The organism is Streptomyces sp. STAM6 (genome assembly GCF_054963715.1).
In genome coordinates this window covers 1-20,990 of sequence record NZ_JBUEFZ010000052.1, presented here as the reverse complement: position 1 = coordinate 20,990, position 20,990 = coordinate 1, and the positions used below count along the sequence as shown (strand labels likewise).

Genomic DNA, 20,990 nt, shown 5'->3' with positions numbered 1-20,990 from the left:
GACTCACGCTCCTGTGAAGGCCCGGCAGAAATCCCGCCAGGGGTAGTGCGACCCCTGCCGTCCGAGCGCCGTCTCCACCGACGACGCCGGGGTCGGCACGGCCCGAAGCCCGTCCGCGGACCTGGAAAAGCCGCTGTCCGCCCCGGCCAGGAGCTGGTCCGCCTTGAAGCTCTTGTGGCACGACAGGGTCACCGATGTGGACCAGAAGGTGAGGTCCACGGTGATGACCAGCCGTGCCGATCCGCTCAGTTCATTGGTGTGGGGGGTATAGGTGAGGGCCATCGTGAGTTCGATCGAGATGCCTATGAGCCCGAGCACTCGCACGCTGCCGCCGACCCGCAGATAGCCGGTGATTTCGGTCCCACCGTCTCGCAGGGCGCAGACGACGCCGCCGAAGGCATGCACCTCCCCTGACGCGACGCCGAAGTCTATGGCCACGGCGGCGCCGAACTCGATGCCGCCGACGAATCGCCGCAGACCGGCGCCGCTCCCTCCGGCGCTCACCCCGAGCTCCAGGTAGCCGCCGCCGCCGAAGGCGGCGACCGTGACGAGGAACGGACGTTCCCGGGTGCCGAAGGCGAAGTCGATGGTGACCGGCTTGTCGGTCAGCGACAGGGTGACGCCGGACTCAAGCAGGAGGTTCTGGGCCGTGAAGACGAGCAGCGGGATCTTGGGGACGCAGACGGAGTACGTTGACTTGATGTGGGTGCTGGACGCCTCGATTCTGGGGCCGCCGCCCAGGGACTTGAGGATGTCCTTCGCGATAGTCTGCAGGAATCTCAGGTCTCCGGCGAGTTCGGCCGCGGCGAGATCGCACGTCAGGCGAGGTCGTTGACCGGAGTCGGCTTGGAACTGCACCTTTCGGAAGGTCAGCTTCACCAGCGCCGACTGTCTTGAGGGAATCTCGAGGGAGAAGTCGCTGATTTCCCCCGTGGTGTGCGATACAGGACGGCCGGAAACCAGCTGGGACTCCACCGTCAGCCGGATCTCGGAGTTCGGGCCGTGGTAGAACGGCGCGGCGTCCTGGCGCAGTTTCTCAGTCCAGGTCAGGGTCGCGGATGCCGTGCCGCCCGACCGGCTCCACACGATCTTCGGTTTGCCCGTGACCTGGGCGATAACCGCGCGCAGGGGGACAATTCCAAACAGCGTGGCGTCCTGATCGAAGAGAGCCCGCGGGTCGGTGATCGGGCCGCCGACAACCGGGCCCAGAGCCCGGGATACCTGATTGACCGTCATCTTCGGTGCCGCCAGGAGTCCCGCGCGTTCGCCCGCCGAGCCGAAGTCCAGTCTCTTGGCTTCCAACAGGTCGAGCATGGCGTCGGGCGGTGTCGCGCCGGGCGGTGCGTCGAGGAACGGGCCGGAGAACTTCGCCGGAACCGGTGGCATGGGACCGATCAACTGCCGCACCGCCGGCAGTCCGACCTCCAGCTGTGTCACCTTCGGGTGGAAGCCCACCCTGTCCGGGCCGGACGGCACGCCAACGCCTCCGAAGGCCATGGACTGCACTTCCTGCACCGCGCCCGGCAACGCTTCGGTCGCCGACCGCATGGCGAGGGGTATGCGCCTGCCGACCTCTGCTGTCGGTCGTCCCATGGCGCGCCGTCCGGTCACCCGCGGGCCTGCCGCGTACTCGGCGTCCAGCGTCGCGGCGCTGGGCCCCCCGCTCTCGGAGGCCCCGACGAACAACAGCGGCAGCCGCAGCGAGACGGTCTCCTCCCCCGCGTCGGCCATGGCCGTGAACCGCACCTCGTTGCCCTCTTGGGTCGGCCAGAAGCCCCACCCTCCGATCCAGGCCGGTGTGTCCAGCTCGGTGATCCGCGTCGGATGGAGCGTGACGTGCTGGAACGGAAACGCCCGCTCATGGCGGTCGACAGCCCCGATGCCGTACGGCCGGCCTGGCTCGGTGACCACCAGGAGTTCCCGCTTGCGCAGGGGAGCGACAGGCTTCTGGCCCTGCTCGAAGCGCCGTTCCACCAGCCGCACGTATGCGGCGCGGTGCCCGAAGGGAAACAGGTTGCCTGGCTTGACCACCTCGACGTGGTAGTCCCGGCCCATCGCCGCGCCGTGACTCCACGACAGCTCCGGCCAGCGTCCGGACGCGGCGAACCAGGCGCCGTACGCGCTCAGCATCAGCTGGTCGACCGCGACCGGCCGGCCGGGATGAGCGGCCCCGGCGGCCGCGATCTGCTCCACCCATCCGTGCAGCGGGGTGTCCGGGGCGCCCCCTGGTGGCTCGGGGACTGCCGCGCGGGGCCGAAGGCCCAGGCGTCCGGTGCCGTCTCCTGCGGTGAGTCTGCTGTGCCACAGTTCGGTGGTGCCACCGGCACCCGTGGCCGGCTTCGTCCGGTGCACGCACTTGGTGCCTTGCTGGAGTGCCGAGAGCAGCCGCCACGGCAGCTCGATCCTGCTCACCTCCTGGCCGGTGGAGGTCGCGTCGGTGACCAGCGGCAGCTGCGTCATCGCGTTGAGCAGTCCCTCGGCGGAGAGGACCACGGTTCCCTGGCTGAGGGCGAAGCAGAGGCGCGAGGGGCCGGCCAGGAAGGCCTCGCTCGACGTCCCGGCGTCGAGGGCGGACTCGGCGATGTGCTGCGGCGGGAAGTCCACGATCAGCAGTCCCCCGGTGCCGCCGGCCACCAGCTCGACCTCACCGTCCGGCCGTGCCCGCTTGCTCAGGCCGGTGCTACGCACCGTCAGGGTCACGAGGTCCTGCGGACGCAGCACCCGGTGTCCGCCCGTGCCCGCGTCCCAGACGTCCACGAGCTGCCACCCCGAAGGGCCAGTGCCGACGGAACGGTGCAGCACCGCCGTACCCGCCCAGAGGGCGAACACGTCGGTATCGCCGCCCCGGGACACCGCGGCGACCTGGGGGTAGGCACCGGCGCCCGCCGTGAGGTCGCCGCCCAGGTTCTCCCACACCGGCGGGTCCTCCGGCACCCGGTGCCACAGACCCTTCTGGCCCGCGGCGAAGAAGTCCCGGCCAGCCACCGCGAAACCGGGCGAGACGGGTCCGCCCTCGGGCGGCCGGCCGAGATCCGCCCACTCTGTGGGCCGACCGCCGGAAAAGCGCTGCCGCACGAACCGCTGACCGGGGACATCCACCAGGTAAAGGTCGAACTCGCCGGGCGCCACGGCAACGGCCCGCAACCCCCGCGCGCTCCCCAAAGTCGAATGCCACGCGGTTTCCTCGCCAGACACCAGGAGACTGGCCGCCTCCCCACCGCGCTCGCTCCGGCCGAAGACGAGGCGCAGTTCCTCCGGTTCGGCCGCCAGCACCGTGAAACCATCGGCCGGAGTGTCTCCGGCAAGCGGCCCGAGATAGGACCACTCGTCCTGCCAGGAGCCGTCCGCCAGGCGCTGGCGCCACACGTGACGTCCGCCGTCGAGGCCGAACAACTCGATCCGGCCGTCGGCCGGGGACACGGCGGACAGCCAGTCGCTGCGGGACGACCCTGAGCCCAGCCAGGGACGACCGAGCGGCTGCCGGCTTCTCCACGAGCCGTCGAACACCTTGTGCCAGACGCTGCCGTCCTGGATGCCGAGGAAGAGATCGAGCCGGCCTGGTTCGGACGAACAGGCTGCCAGAGAAGTCATTGGGAAGGTATTCATCGTTGCACCTCGTGGGTCGGTGCGTCGGGCGGCTTTCCACCCGCGTTCTGACCGGTGCTTGGAGCTGCTGTGGAGCCGGCCTGTAGAGGAACTGCGGGCCGTAGGTCCTGCCGCTGCCGTCGGGCAGGGGTTCAGCAGGTTCTGGGCTGGGGCGGGCGTATCTGCCAGCCGGGCTGCGATGGCAAGACCTTTCAGCAACAACACCCACCCGGTCGGCCGATGAACGCAGGAGCCCCAGTCGACGACTTCGAGTTATCGGCCCGGTGACCGACTCGGGAAGTGCCATGAGCTTCTCCGCCGCTGACCGGGTGAACCGTGGCGACCCCCTGGTGGACTGCGCACACGAACCCCGCAGAGGCGTGGCTTCCGGAACTCGTCGCCGGCCGCAAGGAGGGGTGCTACCGCCGCTTCGCCACCGAACTTCGCCCGGTCGCCTCAAGTGTCAGTGGTCCACTGTTGAAGTACGCAGCGGAAGAATCCGATCGGGGTGGTCGTCGAGGCAGAACCACCACGCCTTAGGTGAGATTGAAGCTGCAGACAACCGCAGTCCTGGAAGACGAGCAGCGTCATTCCCGCCGTCAGCGGCTGGCCCCGAGTCGGCCGCATCACCTACCCATCAGATTCTCACGAAGGAGCCCAGCGTGCATCCGGCAGCGGCGTTGACGCCGGAGGGGGGTCGATGTCGGTGATGATGTCAGTGCAGGGGCGGTTTGGCCGTGGCGGGGATAGGGAGCCGCATGTGATGAGGGTGGCGCGTCAGGCGAGTTGGGCCCCCGCACGTATGGGCTCGGGTGCCGAACCCGTGACGGTCGGCGGTACCGTGTTCAGGTGGAAACTCGGCTGCCACGACGTGCCGCAGGAAGTCCTCCAGCGCGCGGTCGCAGAGGTCCGTGGCGACTGGGTCAGATCAGAGTCGCTCCAAGTATGCGTCTTCTTGCACTTCCCTGGAAAACACCGGTGCGACTTCCGTGACGGGGTGCGAGCGCACCAGGTCGAGGGGCTCCTGGCTCAACCTCTCGGCATGCGTCCCCGACGCTGGCGTGCGGCTCACGGCCAGTCGCGAGACGTCGTGAGGTCGCGGTGCCCTTTGAACGGGAACTCGTTCCGGCGCCCTCTCGGGGCGAAGGACGGGGCCCTCACGGGCACGGCCGGCCGCATTGTGGCGGCAGAAATTCTGATCCGCTGGACGACGCCAAATCGACGCCTGTGTCGAATTCAACCTACTACGGCCAATTTCCCCGAACATCAGAGCGACACGGAGAGTGGGTCATGCACCCGAGCCCTCCTGGTGGTCTGCTGAGATGCCCGGTATCGGGCCGCGCAGTATATTGGGTGAACAGTCACTGCGCGCCCAGCAGGCCGGGGAATGCGGCAGGCACAGGGCGCAGGTAACGGGCGCCGCACGAGGCGCAGGCCGATACGCCGAACAGGACGTGCCCCAATGGCTGTTCACACTGCTCTCCCCGCTTTGTCCGACTTCGTCAATTCGTTGCACGCCGCCGAATTCGAGGCATACCAATCCCGTCCTGACACCGTGGTGCGTGACGCCGAGGCATTCGACGAAATGCGCCAATATCTGATCGCGCGGTACGCTGAAAGAGACGCGGTGCACTCCTTCGCAGAATCCGAAGGCGATATCGTCGACTGCGTACCGACCGAGCAGCAGCCGGGTTTGGTGAGGACCGGGGGCAAGCCGCTGCCGACGCCGGATCCGCCACCCGAGCCCGAGGGGTACGCGGACCCCCCGGACTTCGTCACCGAACCGCCGCAGTCGCCGCCACCGCAGTTGAGGCCCGACCGCCGGGACCGCTACGGCAACCAGATGCTGTGCCCGGAGGGCACCGTCCCCATACTGCGGCTCACTCTGGAACAACTCGTCAGATTCGCCACACTGGAGGAATTTCTTCGCGGTGGTCTGCAAGTACGGCGCGACGAGGAGGGCGTGGTACATCCGTTCGGAAAGATCTGGGGCAACGCGTACGACAGACGCGACAACCACGGCGGTTCCAGTGGGGTCAATGTGTGGGCGCCATTGGTGTTCGGCGTCGAGTCCTCTGCTTCGCAGCAGTGGTACACGTCGGGCGCCCACTCAAATCCCTTCCAATCCGTGGAGTGCGGCTACCGGTTGGGACCGCCCTTCGACAACAAACCGCGGCTGTTCGTGTTCTACACGCCGGACGGCTACACCTCCATCTGCTACAACGACTGGCACGTCGGAACGTGGGTGTACCGGACGGGCGCCCAGCACGTCCTCGGTACGGCGCTCATGGCTTCCCAGCCGGGTGCGCCCGTGCAGTACCGCATGGGCCTCTTCCTGATCGGCGGCGCATGGTGGTTCAGCATCGGCGGCGACTGGATCGGCTACTACCCGGCCACTTTGTTCGGCTCCGGCATGCTGGCCACCAAAGCAGCCAGCGCCGGTTTCGGCGGCGAGGTGGGCGGGGCGGGGACGGCGTTCCCCTCGATGGGCTCGGGGAAGAAGCCGCCCGCGGGCTACGGCCACGCCGCCTACCAACACGACGTGATCACCGCCCTACCCACGGGAGCGGAGTCGGCCGACCTGACGCCCGAGCCCACCTCCGTGAACTGCTACGGCCTCGAGGTTACGAACCACTCCGGTTCGTCGTGGGGCAGTTACCTCTTCTTCGGTGGCCCGGGCGGACTCAACTGCTGAGCCGTCCTCTCCGCGTCGCCGGGAGGACCGGTTGCGCTGCACGGGCGTTGATCGTCGTCACCCTCCCAGTCTCGGGAACCCCCCTGCAGGACGGCACATGGACCCCTCTTCCTCCCTCCCTCCTCGGCACCCCCACCTGCGGCTGCTCGGTCAGTTCCGCCTGGAGTTCCACGGCGAGCACGTCGAGGTCTGTGGAAACGCACAACGGCTCTTGGCTTTCGTCGGCCTCCGGCGACGGGCCGACCGCTCGGTAGTCGCGGGAACTCTCTGGCCGGAGGCGACCGAGGCGCACGCGCGCGGGAGCCTGCGCACGGCTCTGTGGAAACTGCCGCGGAACGATCACGCGCTTATCCAGTGTGCCCCGGAGACGATCGCCATCGCCGACGAGGTGAGCGTGGACGCCCACGCCCTCGCGGAATCCGCGCTGGAGGTTCTGCACGCTCGCGGGCCCCTCGAGGACGACCAGTCACTGATCGGACTCTTGAACCACGGGGATCTTCTTCCCGACTGGAACGACGACTGGGTCGTGCTCGAACGGGAATGGCTGCGCCAACTGCGTCTGCACGCCCTCGACACGCTTTCGGAGCGGCTGACCCGGCAGGGTATGCCCGCCCTCGCCCTGGAGGCGGCGCTCGCGAGCATCCGCATCGAACCGCTCCGCGAGAGCGCCCACCGGGCGGTGGTCTCCGCCCACCTCGCCGAGGGCAATCTGAACGAGGCTCTCCGGCACTACCACGCCTTTCAGCACCTGCTGCGCGCAGAGCTCGGTGTCGAACCGTCCGTGCGTTTCACACAGATGATTCCCAGACATAGAGATGACGGTGGGGTGACGGAACGCGCTGATCCTTGAAAAGGGGCGGAGCTCGTCCGGAAGGAGACTGGTGGTGAACGCGCTTCTGTATGCCCGGAGCAACCGCATCGTCGAACTGATGGAGCAGCCCGCGGAGCGCCGTGACGCCGCCTGGATGCGGGACGCGGCGCAGCAGGCGGTCCTGCTGGAACTTGCCACGCTCCCACCCTATCTGTGCGGCCTGTGGTCGATCGACACCTCAACCGGGGACGGCTCCGTCTTCGACACCCTGCACGAGATCGTCTTCGACGAGATGTCGCACCTCGGTCTGGCGTGCAACCTGCTCACCACGATCGGCGGGACTCCCGTGCTCGCCGACGAGACGGTGGTGCCGAAGTACCCCGGCCCACTACCGGGAGGGGTCCGGCCCGAACTCTGCGTCTTCCTCAGCGGACTGACCAAGGATGCGGTGGAGATGTACTCCCACGTCGAGGAACCGGACCACCCGCTCGTGCGGGCCGTAGCGGAGCACACGTCGATCGGAGCCTTCTACACCGCGCTCCTGGAAGCGTTCCGCGCGCACCCGGAGCGGATCACCGGCGCCCGACAGCTGACCATGCTCATGCCCCATCACGGTGTGGGGAATGACGTCGTGCCCCTCACCACGCTCGCCTCCGTCGAGTCGGCCATCGACGTGATCAAGGAACAGGGTGAGGGCACGTCGGCCTCGCCGGAGAACCCCCACCCGGGGGCAGCGGGAGAGCGCGCCCACTACTACGCCTTCCGAGAGATCTTCCACGGGCGCAAGTTGAAGAAGAACCCCGATACCGGGAAGTTCGAATTCAAGGGAGCGGAGATCGCGATGCCCGAGGCCCTGCCCATGGGCATCGTGCCCAAGGGGGGCTGGCCCCGGACGGGACCTTCCGCACCAGACGCTGAGACTATCCAGGTCCTTGACGAGTTCAACCAGGTCTACAGCGCACTGCTGCGCTCGCTGGAACTGCCGTGGCAGGAGACCGACGCGACCCAGGCGGAACAGCTACTGTTCAACGCGGTAGGGCAGATGTCCTTCTTGCAGGACCCCGCACAACGGCTGATGGAACGCCCGATCCCCGGCGGTAGCGGCAAGAACTACGGGCCGGAATTCCGCTACGTGACTCCCTGACGCGACGCGCCCACCGGAGCTGGCGCCCCCGTCGCTGCGGGGCCCGGACAACCAGCCCATTCAGTCGTTGCCAGCCGGTCTTCCGGCCCCGCAGGAGCCTCCAACTCGCAGATGAAACGGAGTCTGAAGGTGTCGCCATCTGCGGTGATGGACCGGACGCGGCCTTTCGCAGAGCGGCGGTGAGCTGGCCAAGGACCGGCTCACCGTTAGTGCACCGGTGCCCAGAGCCTGTCGATCTCATTTCGGCCATCACAGGGGGCTGGGCAGGGGTGCGGACGTGGGCGGAGGCTGAGGGATAGGTTGTGTATCGACAGGCGCGGGGACTGCTGCCGCGCTGTTGGCCCTGTCCAGCCGGAAGGCAACCGGGGAGGCCGGTTTGAGGTACATCACGGTCTGCGGCGGGAGCGCTGGCAGCAGGGCCGCGTTGGACATCCGGGTAGTCGTGACGCCGGCAGGCACGTAGCCCGGCGAGGTGAAGACTGCCGTCTCTTCACAAGGCCGCCCTCGCCCTCCCCGTCCACCACCCGGCCGGGGGCCGTACGGCTGCGGGAGCGGCTGCGCGGGCACGTCCGCACCTCGCGGTATCCGCCGAACAGTACGCGGCGGACCTGCCGCCGGAGAGCCGGGAGAAGGACCTCTCAATGAGTTCGGAGTTTCTGCCGCCCGAGATAGGTCACGAACTCACCGGCTGGCCGAGCCGTCGGTGCGAAGACGTCAGCGACGCTGAAGCCCTGTTCAGCCCGCCCAATGCCGGTAAGCACCGATCCATTCGGCACCGTCCGGGGCGGGAGTGGGCAGGGGGAGGTCGAGGATGGCAATCGCCTGGCGGTGCGTGCCGCGAGTGCACCAGGCGATGATCTGACTTCCAGCCACGAGGTCGACAGAATCGACTGTGACACGCATTCCGAGTACGGTCGTCTCGAATGGCATCGCCAGATGATCGACGAGCATGGTGTAGAAGCCGGTGAGCTGCTCGTCCTCACCGTAGGCGTCCATGGTGGCTTCCTCGACCAGAGCTTTTAGCTGCCGGTCGCTGAGCTTATCCATCGATCTCCTCAACGCTGGGTCCGAAGGAGTTCGGCAAGGCGGTTTCCTACGACGGAGTAGCTGGGTGCCGTCTCCTTGTGGAGGAAGGTCTTTTTGCGGGTGCGCAGCAGCTCTTCGCCGTCTCGCTGCCAGGAGAAGCCGGGCTTGCGCAGGAGGACGCGGAAGACGGGGTCGGCGCCGTCGGGGTGGCGTTGGACCAGCCGGCGCAGGGGCAGCGGCGAGACCGTGTCGTCGCTCAGGTATTCGCGGAGCTGGGTGATGTAGGTGCGGTCACGGGCGAGGTCGGGATTGGCGAACAGGGTGTCCAGGCGGCCGAAGTCGAGGTAGTAGTTGAGGCCTTCGCTCTCGTCGTAGATCAGCCCGACGGTGTCGGCCGACATGTACTCCTTGGGCAGTCGGCCCATCTCCTCGGTGGTAGGAGTGCTGTCCGCAGCGGGGGCGATGGGCTTGCCGTTGGCTTCGGCTGATGCCGTCGCCTCCTCCAGACGGCGCCGGCGGTGCTCAGTCAGCCGTTCCTGGGCTGTGGCCGGCGGCAGGATCACCAGGTCGGAGCCGAACAGGTCGATGAAAGCGGCGCGGTCTTCGGCCTGCAGCCGCCAGGCCCGCTGGTACAGATCCGGGTTACGGCGCAACAGGCCCGGGTCGGCCGTCGCCATCTGCAGGGCGGCCTGTGCGACTTCCGGTCCGCTGAACTGGGGGTAGGGCAAGAAGTGGCCGCTGATCAGCCAATGATCGGTTGCGGGGTGGACGGGAACGATGCGGCAGTATGTGAACATCCCCTCTTCAAGGACGGCGAGCACTTCGGAGCCCATGTTGGACTGAACGGCGTAGCTCAGGTCGTCGATAAGGTTGTGGAGCACGACGGTGCCGCCAGCGTCGTCGGCCCGGTGGACCTCGAACAATCCCTCTACAACATCGCGCCATCCCAGCAGCATCGCGCGCTCGTCCTCGGTCAGGGGCGGGCGTCGGTATTCGACGAACCGCTCCACGACCGTGGTGCCGTCGTGGAGCCGGTACTGCAAGGCGAAATGATCGAGGGTGCGCACCGCGGCCCCCTCATCCAGCATTCCGCTGTCACCCGCCGCGTGCAGACGGGCTGTCAGCTGCCTGGCAAAACGGGTCTGCTGGGCAAAGCCCACCAACTCGCCCTTCAGCGTCCCGCTGCGAGCCACCAGGTGCTCGACTGGCACGGCATACCGTTCTGCGGCCGCACGGCCGCTGTCTGGCGTGTCATCGTCACGGGGCACCTGCGACATGGCCACCTGGATCCTCTTCGCGGGACATAAGCGCTGCCACTCTACCGGCGCAGCCTGTGCCGCATCGCGCCATCGGGCAGGGAAGAGGGGGTCGTTGGGGACCACGCATTGTCACGTGCTACAGAACGCTCTCGTGACCGGCATCCCCACCCAGGTGCACATGATCGCCGCACTCTGGTTAGCAGTTGCGGACTTCTCAGGTGCGCCCGGCATTCGGCATCAGTTGGCCGGCTCTTGCGGCTTCCTCCTCCTGCTTCAGCTCGGTGACGGTGATGGCGAAGGCTTCGAAGCCCGCCTTCCGGGCTGCCACGGCGTCCTGCCCGCCGGGAGGGCGGAAGCGTGTGCTTCGTCTGCGGAGCCCCAGGCGCTGGACGCGGATGCGTATGCCATCTGCGACGAGATCGCTGCGTCGGCCGTGGAGGTCTCGGCGTCCGCTGCGGCCCGATGAGCACACTCTTCGGCACCGGTGCCTTGCGGGCGGATTCGGCGGCGTTTCGCGGCGGAGGCTTCGGCGTCCTTGGCGGACTTCTCGGCCGGCGCGGCGTAGTTGGCGGCCTCGGCGGCATCCTTCTGCGGGAGCACACGTGGTCCACCGAGGCCGGCCGTGGAGTTCTGCCGCTGGAGGACCGGGTGTTGCTGGTCACGGCCTACTGGCGCACCAATCTGACGTTGCGGCAGCTCGCTCCGCTGTTCGGCATCTCAAAGTCCACGGCCGGCCGAGTCATCAACCACCTCGGACCCTGCTCGCTCTCCAGCCCCGCAAGCGATTCGCCAAAGACACCGTCCTCATCGCAGACGGCACCCTGGTCCCCACCCGGGACCACACCGTCGCCGAGCGGTCAAAAGGCTACCGGTACTCCACCCACCACCAGGTCGTCATCGACGCCGCACCCGGCTGATCGTCGTGGTCGGCCGGCCACTCGCCGGGAACCGCAACGACTGCACGGCATGGGAGGAGTCCGGCGCGAAGGCCGCCGTGGGCAACACCGTCACGATCGCCGACGGCAGCTACCCGGGCGCCGGACTCGTCATCCCGGACCGCCGACAGCGCGACCAGACAGCACGTCTTCGCCCGTATGAAGACATAAAAGATCCTTCGCGACAGCCGCCTCAAAGGCGACGGCGTCCACCACGCCACGCTCGGCATCGCCCGAATGCACAACCTCGCTCTCGCCGGATAGGCAAGTGGGCCGCACGGCGGCCCACTTGCCATGCCCAAGCGACATCAAGATCTCTACGGGACAGACCTTAGCCAACCCCATCGGCCTCTGCAGACCGGGTCGCAGCAAAGACGCACACCGAGGCAGGACTGTCACTGTCTATATCACCGTCGAGAGCATTCGGTGGCATCAGCAGCGCGGTCCCGTCGTCCAGGACCGGCATCATCTGAATCGCCGCGCCGGCAGCAACGCACGCGGCAACGACACCGCGACCGCCACCTGCTGCTGATCACCCGGAACGGGTCCGTCGGACGCGACGGCCCCCGACTTCGTACGTGAGCCGGCCGTGAAGGGATCCTGCCTGGGATTTCGTGGCAGACCGTGGGCTGGACCGCGTCCGTCCGAGGGAACCGACCTCGAACAGGGCACGCCGTGGTGATCGTGGGCCCGCCGACGGGCCATCGTGGTGCGGCAAACCGATGGCGCTACGGATGGGGAACGCGGATGTCCGAATCGACCCGGGCCATGAGCCGGCGCAGTCTGCTCATCGCCAGCGGGGCGTTGGCGACCACCGTCGCTGCCACGGCCGAGTCCAGCGCATTGGCCAGGGGGAAAGCGATGCCGCCGGGCTTGGGGAGCGGCGATGCCGCCGGCCGGGCAAGGATCGATGTCCACCACCATTTCACCGCTCCGGCATGGGTTGACTGGGCGGAGCGTGAGGGCCTGGTGCAGCGGCAGGAACTCCTGTGGTGGGCGCGTTGGGATCTGGACTCCACCCTGGCGCTGATGGACCGGGTAGGAATCGCGACCGCGGTCCTCAACCCGACCATGCAGGACCGGTACCGCACCGCGGCGCAGGCCAGGGAAGGTCTCACCGTCGTCTTCGAGGCGATGGCCGACCTGGTGGCCCTGCACCCGGGCCGTTTCGCCGTCCTCGCTCCTGCTGTCCTGGACCATCCCGAAGTCACCACGTGGGCTCTCCGCCGCGCCTTCGACGAGCTCGGTGCCGTCGGAGCCAGCGTGAAAGCCAACTACAACGGTGTCTACCTCGGTGATCCCTCGTACGACCGCCTCCTTGCCGAACTCGACGAGCGCGCCGCGGTCCTCTTCACGCATCCGCTCGACCTCCCAGGCGGAACACCCGGCGTGCCCACCGTCCCCGGAATTCCGAACTTCATGTGCGATTTCCTGCTGGACACCACGCGTGCTGCTGTGAACCTGATCCGTACCAGGACACTCGACCGCTACCCGCACCTGTCAGTCATCCTGCCGCACGCCGGAGGATTCCTCTCTCAGATCGCCACCCGCATGGAGGCCTTCGGCGGCTTGTGCACTCCACCCCTCGATGCTGCCCGTGTACGGGACTACCTCCACCGCTTCTACTACGACACGGCGGGCCCGTCGGCCCCCTCGGGCACTCTGGTGGCCACCGCCGGCGCCGACCGGATCCTCTTCGGCACCGACTGGCCGGCCGCCTCCGCAGACATCATCACCGACTTCACGGTGCCGGCCATCGAGACCGACCCGGTCTTCAGCGACCGCCAACGACGCGGCATCAACCGCGACAACGTGCTCCGCCTGTTGCCTGCACTGAGGCGCGCCTAACAACTCCTTACGAAATGATCGTCGGGCTGGCTGGATGCCCCTGGGACTGTCGAGCTGCGGGTGCGGGGTGGCTCGGCGTAAGCCGTGGGAAGTGGACGATGAGCTCTGGGCGGTGATTGAGCCGCTGCTGCCGACGGTCGAGCGTCGGGTTCGTCATCCTGGCCGGAAGCGGCATCCGGAGCGGCTGGTGTTCCGGGGCATCCTGTTCGTGCTGCATACCGGGATCGCGTGGGAACACCTCCCGCAGGAACTGGGCTTCGGATCGGGCATGACCTGCTGGCGGCGCCTGGCTGAGTGGACCGAAGCCAGCGTGTGGCCGCGACTGCACGAACCCTCCTGGCCCGGCTCCGCGGAGCCGGCGCCCTCGACTTCTCGCGGGCCGTGGTCGACGGCTGCCACGTACGCGCGTGAAAGGGGGCTCCAAAACAGGGCGAAGCCCCGTTGACCGGGGCAGGAACGGCAGCAAACATCGCCTGATCAGCGATGCCACCGGCATTCCGCCTGCAGCCACCCTGACCGGCGGCAACCGCAACGACGTCACCCCCTTCATCCCGCTACTCCAAGCCGTCCCACCGGTCCGCAGCAAGCGCGGCCGGCCCCGCCGACGGCCCAACACGGTGCTCGGGGACCGCGGCTACGACCACGACAACTACCGGCGTCTGGCCTGGGCCCTGGGGGTGAGACCCGTCATTGCCCGACGCGGCGTCTCACATGGCTCCGGCCTCGCTGGCGACCGCTGGGTTGTCGAGCGGACCTTTTGTCCCGGCGTTGGGCACCGATGGCTGTCACGCCGCCGGAGTTGTACGGCCGGGCCGCGGCCACACCCCGCACAACCGACACAGGCAGTTCAGCCACGCGCCAGTCCTTGTCACGGGTATGAAGAGTCTTCGCCAGGATTCCGCATAGTGGTTCACTTGGTCCTTCTCTGGCGTGACCAGGTCGCAGCGGCTGTCTCTTCATCAGTACCCGTCATTGCTGGCTTCACGCGACTGACCTGGACCGCTGTCGTTCCGGATGGCCCGGCGAGCCGACATGCGCTCAGCCGGTGACCGCTATTGACAGTAACGGGTGTTGTCGCCGCTGCCGGCCCACAGCAAGGAGGCATCATGTCGCGCTGTCGTCGCAAAATCGCCGCTGGGGTGGTGACCGGGCTGGTGGCGCTCACAGCCGTCGCCGGTTCGGTGTATGCAATCGATGGCGGTCAGAAGGCAACCGATGGGAACACACCGACCGGAATCGTCCATCTATACTCCGGTGGCAGTCTGTGCGGGGGAACGCTCATCCATGCCAAATGGGTACTCACTGCCGCGCATTGTGTAGAAGGCGACGCCACAAAGAGTATGAAGGTTCATACGGGAAGTCGGGAACGGGGCAAGGGTGTCGCCCTGGGGGTCACGGCCGCGCACATCCGGCCAGGGGCCGATATCGCGCTCCTGGAGCTGAGTGGCGACGCGGGGGCCGCCCCGGTCACCCTCGCCGACACAAACCCGCAGGTGACCTCGATCGGTGACATATTCGGCTGGGGGCTCGGTACGGCGAACCCGAACGGCGCTTCGGCCACGTTGCAGACCGCTCAGGTCAAAGTGACCAGCGTCGGCGGGACGTGCAAAGACTATCGTCACGGGGTCGGCGTGTGCAGCACCAAGTTCACCGGTCAGTTCAGGCCTGGGGACTCCGGTGGGCCCCTGCTCGTCAATGGCAAGCAGGTTGGTGTGATATCCAGCGGGTGGGGGGACAACACCAACTTCGCCAGCGTGGTCGACAGCCTGCCGTGGATCAGGAAAACCACGGCACTGGATCTGGACAACACAGGATCCTCGGCGGGGGCAGCGGGCGGGAGCGACATACCGTCGGGCAGCGGCAGCGGATCTCGCGGTGCTCTCACTGGGGGCAGCGATGGCTCGGGTCCGGCTCCATCCGGGAGCGGAGCTGGCGAGGCCGACGGGCACCATGGACGCACCGCGCCGCCGTGGGACCGGGATGCGGTCTATACGGAAGGGGACGTGGTGTCCCGTGACGGCCGTAGGTGGAAGGCCAAGTGGTGGACCCGGGGGAACGAGCCCGGAGGATCCACAGCGCACGGTGCCTGGGAGGACGCGGGCCCCTGCTGACGAATCGAATCCCCCTTATGTTTTTGGGGTCCTGCAATGTGGCCGCTGGCCTCCGGGTCCTGTATGACTGTGTCCCTAAGAATGTTGGGCGGTCCGGGAGGACCGGGTGTGGCTGATGACTGTGTGCCGTTGATGGCTCGAGGGGAATGGCCGCCCGGTCCTCCGGGACGCTCCGACCGCTGATTGAGAACTGCGGTTATCGCTGGTTAGGGACCTGTCGGCGGAGTGTTCTTCGGGCCATGGATGTGCTGGTCACGGCGGAACGCAGACCGCGGTGCCCGGCGAGAAGCGAGCCGCCAAGCTCGTCTGTGACCTTGCCCACCAGCTGCTGGCCCTGGACGAGAGGATCAAGGACAACGACCGGGAGATCCGTGAGACCTTCCGTGCGGACGAGCGGGCCGAGATCATCGAGTCCATGCCCGGCATGGGCCTCCTCGGGGCCGAGTTCGTCGCCATCGTCGGTGACCTGTCCGGCTACAAGGACGCCGGAGGCCTGGCATCCCACGTCGGCCTGGCACCGGTCGCCCGGGACTCCCGGCGCCGCACCGGAAACCACCACCGGCCCGGGCACTACAACCGTCGCCTGCGCTGGCTGTTCTACATGTCCGCCCAGGCCGCGATGATGCGGCCCGGCCTCTCCAGGGACTACTACCTCAAAAAACGGGCCGAAGGACTCCTACACACCCAGTCTCTGCTGTCCCTCGCCCGACGCCGGGTCGATGTCCTGTGGGCGATGCTGCGTGACGGAAGGCTGCTCATCTCCAACCCACCCGCCACGCAGACGGCTTGGCTTCATCATTGAGATTCTCCTCTGCCGATGGCATGGCCTGGGGGGGTGTCGCCGGGCCCGGGAGGTGCCGTCGGAGACGCTGATGAGAGACCCGGCCACCGTCCGACCTGGTGCAATGCCGTGGATACGCGAGCACGGTGCCACCGCCGAGGCCGGCACGATCAACGCCTGCGGCAGGGTGCGACGTTAGACAGCGAAGGCACAGGCGTCTTCTGCGGGTTGGACGCCGGCAAGACGGCCCACCACGGTCACGGGCTCACGCCGGCCGGGGAAGAAGGTCTTCGACAAGCCAATGCCCGACAGCGAGCCGAAGCTGCGGGCCGTCCTCACCAGGAGCGAAGCTGAGGCGCTGCCGACGCGGCTGAAGGCCGCCGGCTTCGATCCCCAGCCCGTCAGGGACGACGCCAACAACGAGGACATACGTACCCGGTGGGCCATTTCAAGACCACGGAAGATGTCGAAACCAAGCTCGCGGAGCTCAAGAAGGCCAGCTTCGAGGGCGTGGCGAATCATCCATTTCTGTGGTCACGCACCATGCTCGATCGCCTCGTCCCAGTTCGACCGCCCCCTTTCAGAGTTGATCCGCGTTTCCTACGCACCGCAGTGGTTCCGCCGTATGGAGATTGCCATGAGTACCTTTGACAACCGCCCACGCCGAGGGAACCCTGTCAGGGAGGGTGCTTCTTATGCATCCCGCGAGTTCATGTCACACACCCAGATTCGTGCCGCTTTCATTGCGGTACTCATCGGCGTCCGCACCCGCATAAAGAAGAGCCATGAATGTCAAGACTTATCGGCTCTGGCGCTGCCGCGCCGGTAACGCCGGCTGCGGCGCCGGTCACCGCTCTTGTCCCCTCGGGCCCGGCCCGTGCACGCCTCGCGCTGCACGGGCCGGGCCCGCGCGATGTGCGCACAGGAGCTACCCGGCCGTGTCCGGGGCGCCGGCGGTGCGCCGGAAGCTGCCGGCGCGGGCGGCCGCGACGGCTGCCTGCGCGGCCTGGCTCGGCAGGGCGGGGTCGGGTGCGCTGCGCAGTAGGAGGAGTTCGTGGTAGAGGGGGGCGGTCGCGGATACAAGGAGGGGGCGGGAGGCGGTGTCCGCGGGGACTTCGCCGCGGGCGACCGCATGCTCCACGACCGCTGCGCAGCGCTCGTAGCGGTTCTCCCAGAAACGGCTCAGCGCGTCGGCGGCCCCCACCGAACGGAAGGACGCCGCGATGAGGGCCGCGGTCAGGGTGTGGCCGGCGGCGAGCGCGTCGTACACCTCCCGGTTCAGGGCGGTGAGGTCGCCCTCCAGCGAGCCGGTGTCCGGTGGTTGCCAGGTGTCGTCGGCTGCGACGTCGAGGATGTCGGCCAACAGGCCCCCAACGTCGCGCCAGCGCCGGTAGACGGTCGTGCGGTGGACGCCGGCCCGTTCGGCGACGGCGTCCACCGTCAGGCCGTCGTACCCGGCTTCGAGCAGGAGCGCGCCGACGGCCTCGACGACCTGGGCGCGGACGCGGGCGCTGCGACCTCCGGTGCGGCGGCGGACAGTTGGCCCGGAAGAGGCGCTTGCGGGGTTGCTGGAATCCATGGCAACATCTTAGTGCAACATCCGTCGCGTTAAGGAGTTTTCCGTGCTGATCTTCCGCAGCCCGCGCCGTACCTCCCCGCACCCGCACGCCTCCGAGCCCCTGGAATCGCCCTATGACTGCACAGCTCACCGCCCTTGACGTCAGCAAGTCCTACGACGGCCGCCCCGTCCTCGACTCCGTCACCTGCTCCGTCCCCTCCGGTGCCCGGCTGGGCATCGTCGGCGAGAACGGATCCGGAAAGTCCACGCTGCTCCGCCTCCTCGCCGGCGCCGAACGCCCCGACCGGGGCGAGGTCATCGCCCGGGCCGACGGCGGCATCGGCTACCTCGCCCAGGAGGAGTACCTCCCCCCACACCTGACCGTCCAGCAGGTGATCGACCGGTCGCTGGGCGAACTGCGCTCCATGGAGCAGGAGATGCGCCGCCTGGAGGCGCGGATGGCCGACTGCGGCGACGACCCCGCCGTACTCGCCGCGTACGCCGACCTCCTCACGACCTTCGAACTCCGCGGGGGGTACGAGGCCGACGCCCGCCTGGAACGCGCCCTGCACGGCCTCGGCCTGGTCGGGCTGGAGCGCGACCGCACGGTCGCCGGGCTCTCCGGCGGCGAACAGGTCCGCCTGCGCCTCGCCTCCCTGCTGGCCGCCGCACCCGAGGTGCTGCTGCTCGACGAGCCGACGAACCATCTCGACGCCGCCGCTCTGGCCTGGTTGGAGGACCATCTCCGCGGCCGGCGCGGAACCACGGTCGTCGTCTCCCACGACCGCGTCTTCCTCGAACGGGTCACCACCGCCCTGCTGGAGGTCGACGGCGACCTCCACACCACCACCCGCTACGGCACCGGCTACGCGGGCTACCTCGCCGAGCGGTCCGCCGAGCGGCAACGCCGGGTCCAAGCGCACCAGGAGTGGCAGGCGGAAGTGGCGCGGCTGCGCGACACGGCCGCCACCACCGCCCGCCGCGTCGCACCGGGCCGGGCCATGAAGGACGGCAACAAGATGGCCTACGACCGGGCCGCCGGCCGGGTGCAGCAGTCCCTGGCGAGCCGGGTCCGCAACGCCGAGGAGCGGCTGGGACGCCTGCTCGCACGGCCCGTGCCCGCCCCCACGCAGCCGCTGCGCTTCACGCCCGCGCTGCACGCCGCCACACGTTCGGGCGTCCTCCTGCAGGCCGACGGCGTGCAGGTCGACGACCGCCTCCGGCCCGTCGACCTGAGCGTCTCGGCCGGCGACCGCCTGCTGGTCACGGGCCCGAACGGCGCCGGCAAGAGCACACTGCTCGGCATCCTCGCCGGCGCCGCGGTCCCCGACCGCGGGCAGGTCGTCCGGCGCGGACGCGTCGGCCTGCTCGCGCAGCAGGCGCAGTCCGGCCCGGCCGGCCGTACGCTGCTGGCCGCGTACGCCCACGGGCGCGCCGGCACCGCCGAGGAACACGCCGAACAGCTCCTGGCCCTGGGACTGTTCGACCACGAGCGGCTGCACGTACCGGTCGGTGCGCTGTCCGCGGGACAGCGGCAGCGGCTGGCCCTGGCCCGGCTCGTCACCGAACCCGCCGACGTGCTGCTGCTGGACGAGCCGACGAACCACCTCTCCCCCGCCCTCGCGGAGGAACTGGAAGCGGCGCTGGCCGGCTTCGCCGGCGCGGTGGTCGTCGTCAGCCACGACCGCCGGCTGCGCGCGCAGTGGCAGGGCGCCCGCCTGGAACTCGCGCCCGCCGCCTGCGCGGCCGTTGCCACCTGACACCGCGTGCCCCTCCCGACCCCCTCCACCGAACGAAGGGAACCCCTCCACCGCATGCCTTCCCCGCACATCCGCACCTTCCCCGTGTCCGACCCCGCCTCCGGCCCGTACGCACTCGCGTCCGGCCCCGACGGTGCACTGTGGTGCACCCTCGTGCACACCGGCCGTATAGCCCGCCTGACCCCCGACGGTCACCTCGAAGAATTCGCGCTGGACTCCACCGGCTGCGGGCCCGCGATCATCACCCCCGGGCCCGACGGGGCCCTCTGGTTCGCCCGCATGCGGGACGACCGCATCGGCCGGATCGACACCTCAGGGCGATCCCGCTCCTACGCCCTCCCCGCCACCGCCGCCGGGAACGGGGCCACCCCGTACGGCATCACGGCGGGGCCCGACGGCGCGCTGTGGTTCACCCGGGCCGGCGCCGACCGGATCGGCCGGATCGACACCGGCGGCGAGGTGAGCGAGTTCCCGCTGCCCTCCACCGGCGGGTTCCCGGCCTTCATCACCGCGGCGGCGGATGGCGCCCTCTGGTTCACCCTGAACCGGGCCGGCGCCCTCGGCCGGATCACCGTCGACGGCCGGATCACCCTGTGCCAGCTGCCCGATCCGGAGTGCGGGCCGGTGGGCCTGACGGCCGGCGCCGACGGGGCCCTGTGGTTCACCGAGATCAACGCGGGCCGGATCGGCCGGATCACCACCGACGGCGAGATCACGGAGTTCCCGCTGCCCGATCCGGCCTGCCGCCCGCACGCGATCACGGCAGGACCCGACGGGAGCTACTGGTTCACCCAGTGGGCCACTGGCCGGGTGGCCTCCCTCTCCCCCGACGGCCGGGTCACCGAAACTCCGCTACCGGACTCGGGCAGCGAGCCGCACGGCCTCGCCTTCGGCGCCGACGGCGCCCTGTACACGGCGCTGGAGCACGGTGTGATCGCCCGCATCGCCTCGTACTCCAGCCGTAGATCGTGATCTTGCCGGTGTGGGACGCCGCGAAGATGGCCGGCGTTGATCATCTGGACGAGATCGCCCACACCATCGGCGGCGTCCGTCCCTTGCCCGCTTACTGCAGTCCACCGAGGCGGAGGGCATCCTTCATCTCGCTGAGCTTCGCGGCCACCGTCGCGGTCCACTCCTTCGGCTGTTCAGCAACACGGAGGGCGTCCTCAATCTCGCTGAGCTTCACGGAGGACAGCACGCCTGCCCGCTCGACCAGGTCGTCACGGGACACGGTGGTCAGCCACGTGCAAGGGGTGAAGCCTGGACGCGGGAACGCGAACCGCAGCACGCCTTCGAAGGGCAGTCCTTCCGCGGCGCCCACGGCCACTTCGACGCCCAGATCGCTGATGTCGACGCCCGCCGGAGCGACGACCTGCATCGCCCTGAGCCCGGACGCCTCGTCTCCCGGCAGCAGCACGACCGGCCGTCGCTCATCGAAGTCGACCCACCAGACTTCGCCGCGTTGCATATGTCCTCC

At 68.6% G+C, this 20,990-nt stretch carries 13 protein-coding genes and 3 pseudogenes; 10 read left to right on the top strand and 6 right to left on the bottom strand.

The features are described 5' to 3' along the window. Positions 1 to 3: 3 nt before the first annotated feature. The gene (locus ACY34K_RS32085) at positions 4 to 3,606 is read right to left on the bottom strand and encodes a hypothetical protein (protein ID WP_462753457.1); all 3,603 of its coding nucleotides are present in this window, start codon (positions 3,604 to 3,606) and stop codon (positions 4 to 6) included. A gap of 1,468 nt (positions 3,607 to 5,074) precedes the next feature. Between ACY34K_RS32085 and ACY34K_RS32080 the strand changes: the two genes are divergently transcribed. From ACY34K_RS32080 to ACY34K_RS32070, 3 genes are all read left to right on the top strand, one after another. Next, positions 5,075 to 6,280 carry a neprosin family prolyl endopeptidase gene (locus tag ACY34K_RS32080; RefSeq protein WP_462753455.1) on the top strand — a complete coding sequence of 402 codons (1,206 nt, stop codon included), beginning with the start codon at positions 5,075 to 5,077 and terminating at the stop codon, positions 6,278 to 6,280. 97 nt (positions 6,281 to 6,377) lie between these two features. Next, entirely contained in the window at positions 6,378 to 7,130 is a 753-nt protein-coding gene (locus ACY34K_RS32075) for an AfsR/SARP family transcriptional regulator (RefSeq protein ID WP_462753453.1), read from the top strand. A 34-nt stretch (positions 7,131 to 7,164) separates the two neighbouring features. Further along, positions 7,165 to 8,235, top strand: coding sequence for a ferritin-like domain-containing protein (locus tag ACY34K_RS32070; protein ID WP_462753451.1), 1,071 nt, complete (start codon positions 7,165 to 7,167; stop codon positions 8,233 to 8,235). A gap of 735 nt (positions 8,236 to 8,970) precedes the next feature. On the opposite strand, the gene ACY34K_RS32065 is transcribed toward ACY34K_RS32070, so the two are convergent. Both ACY34K_RS32065 and ACY34K_RS32060 read right to left on the bottom strand, forming a co-directional pair. Beyond that, positions 8,971 to 9,282: a hypothetical protein gene (locus tag ACY34K_RS32065; RefSeq protein ID WP_462753449.1), complete on the bottom strand. Its 312-nt coding sequence runs from the start codon at positions 9,280 to 9,282 to the stop codon at positions 8,971 to 8,973. A gap of 8 nt (positions 9,283 to 9,290) precedes the next feature. Beyond that, a complete protein-coding gene (locus tag ACY34K_RS32060) occupies positions 9,291 to 10,538 on the bottom strand; it encodes a hypothetical protein (protein ID WP_462753447.1) in 1,248 nt (415 codons plus the stop codon). Between the two features lie 575 nt (positions 10,539 to 11,113). Here ACY34K_RS32060 and ACY34K_RS32055 point away from each other — a divergent pair. From ACY34K_RS32055 to ACY34K_RS32035, 5 genes and pseudogenes are all read left to right on the top strand, one after another. Then, a pseudogene (locus tag ACY34K_RS32055) lies at positions 11,114 to 11,719 on the top strand (transposase family protein); the annotation flags it as partial. A 483-nt stretch (positions 11,720 to 12,202) separates the two neighbouring features. Then, positions 12,203 to 13,303 (top strand): amidohydrolase family protein, encoded by a 1,101-nt coding sequence (locus ACY34K_RS32050; protein WP_462753470.1) that lies wholly within the window; start codon positions 12,203 to 12,205, stop codon positions 13,301 to 13,303. A 34-nt stretch (positions 13,304 to 13,337) separates the two neighbouring features. Beyond that, positions 13,338 to 14,061: pseudogene (locus ACY34K_RS32045) on the top strand (IS5 family transposase); the annotation flags it as partial. Positions 14,062 to 14,409: 348 nt separating this feature from the next. After that, positions 14,410 to 15,414 carry a trypsin-like serine protease gene (locus ACY34K_RS32040; RefSeq protein WP_462753445.1) on the top strand — a complete coding sequence of 335 codons (1,005 nt, stop codon included), beginning with the start codon at positions 14,410 to 14,412 and terminating at the stop codon, positions 15,412 to 15,414. A 265-nt stretch (positions 15,415 to 15,679) separates the two neighbouring features. After that, a pseudogene (locus ACY34K_RS32035) lies at positions 15,680 to 16,216 on the top strand (transposase); the annotation flags it as partial. A gap of 174 nt (positions 16,217 to 16,390) precedes the next feature. On the opposite strand, the gene ACY34K_RS32030 reads toward ACY34K_RS32035, so the two are convergent. Continuing rightward, positions 16,391 to 16,717: a hypothetical protein gene (locus ACY34K_RS32030; RefSeq protein WP_462753471.1), complete on the bottom strand. Its 327-nt coding sequence runs from the start codon at positions 16,715 to 16,717 to the stop codon at positions 16,391 to 16,393. Between the two features lie 406 nt (positions 16,718 to 17,123). Beyond that, positions 17,124 to 17,774, bottom strand: a complete 651-nt coding sequence (locus ACY34K_RS32025) for a TetR/AcrR family transcriptional regulator (RefSeq protein ID WP_462753443.1) — start codon at positions 17,772 to 17,774, stop codon at positions 17,124 to 17,126. Between the two features lie 113 nt (positions 17,775 to 17,887). Here ACY34K_RS32025 and abc-f point away from each other — a divergent pair, with 113 nt between their 5' ends. Both abc-f and ACY34K_RS32015 read left to right on the top strand, forming a co-directional pair. Beyond that, on the top strand, positions 17,888 to 19,513 hold the full coding sequence (abc-f, locus tag ACY34K_RS32020; protein ID WP_462753439.1) for a ribosomal protection-like ABC-F family protein: 1,626 nt from the start codon (positions 17,888 to 17,890) through the stop codon (positions 19,511 to 19,513). A 54-nt stretch (positions 19,514 to 19,567) separates the two neighbouring features. Continuing rightward, a complete protein-coding gene (locus ACY34K_RS32015; protein WP_462753437.1) occupies positions 19,568 to 20,485 on the top strand; it encodes a Vgb family protein in 918 nt (305 codons plus the stop codon). Between the two features lie 91 nt (positions 20,486 to 20,576). On the opposite strand, the gene ACY34K_RS32010 is transcribed toward ACY34K_RS32015, so the two are convergent. Further along, on the bottom strand, positions 20,577 to 20,981 hold the full coding sequence (locus tag ACY34K_RS32010) for a type II toxin-antitoxin system PemK/MazF family toxin (protein ID WP_462753469.1): 405 nt from the start codon (positions 20,979 to 20,981) through the stop codon (positions 20,577 to 20,579). Between the last annotated feature and the right edge of the window lie 9 nt (positions 20,982 to 20,990).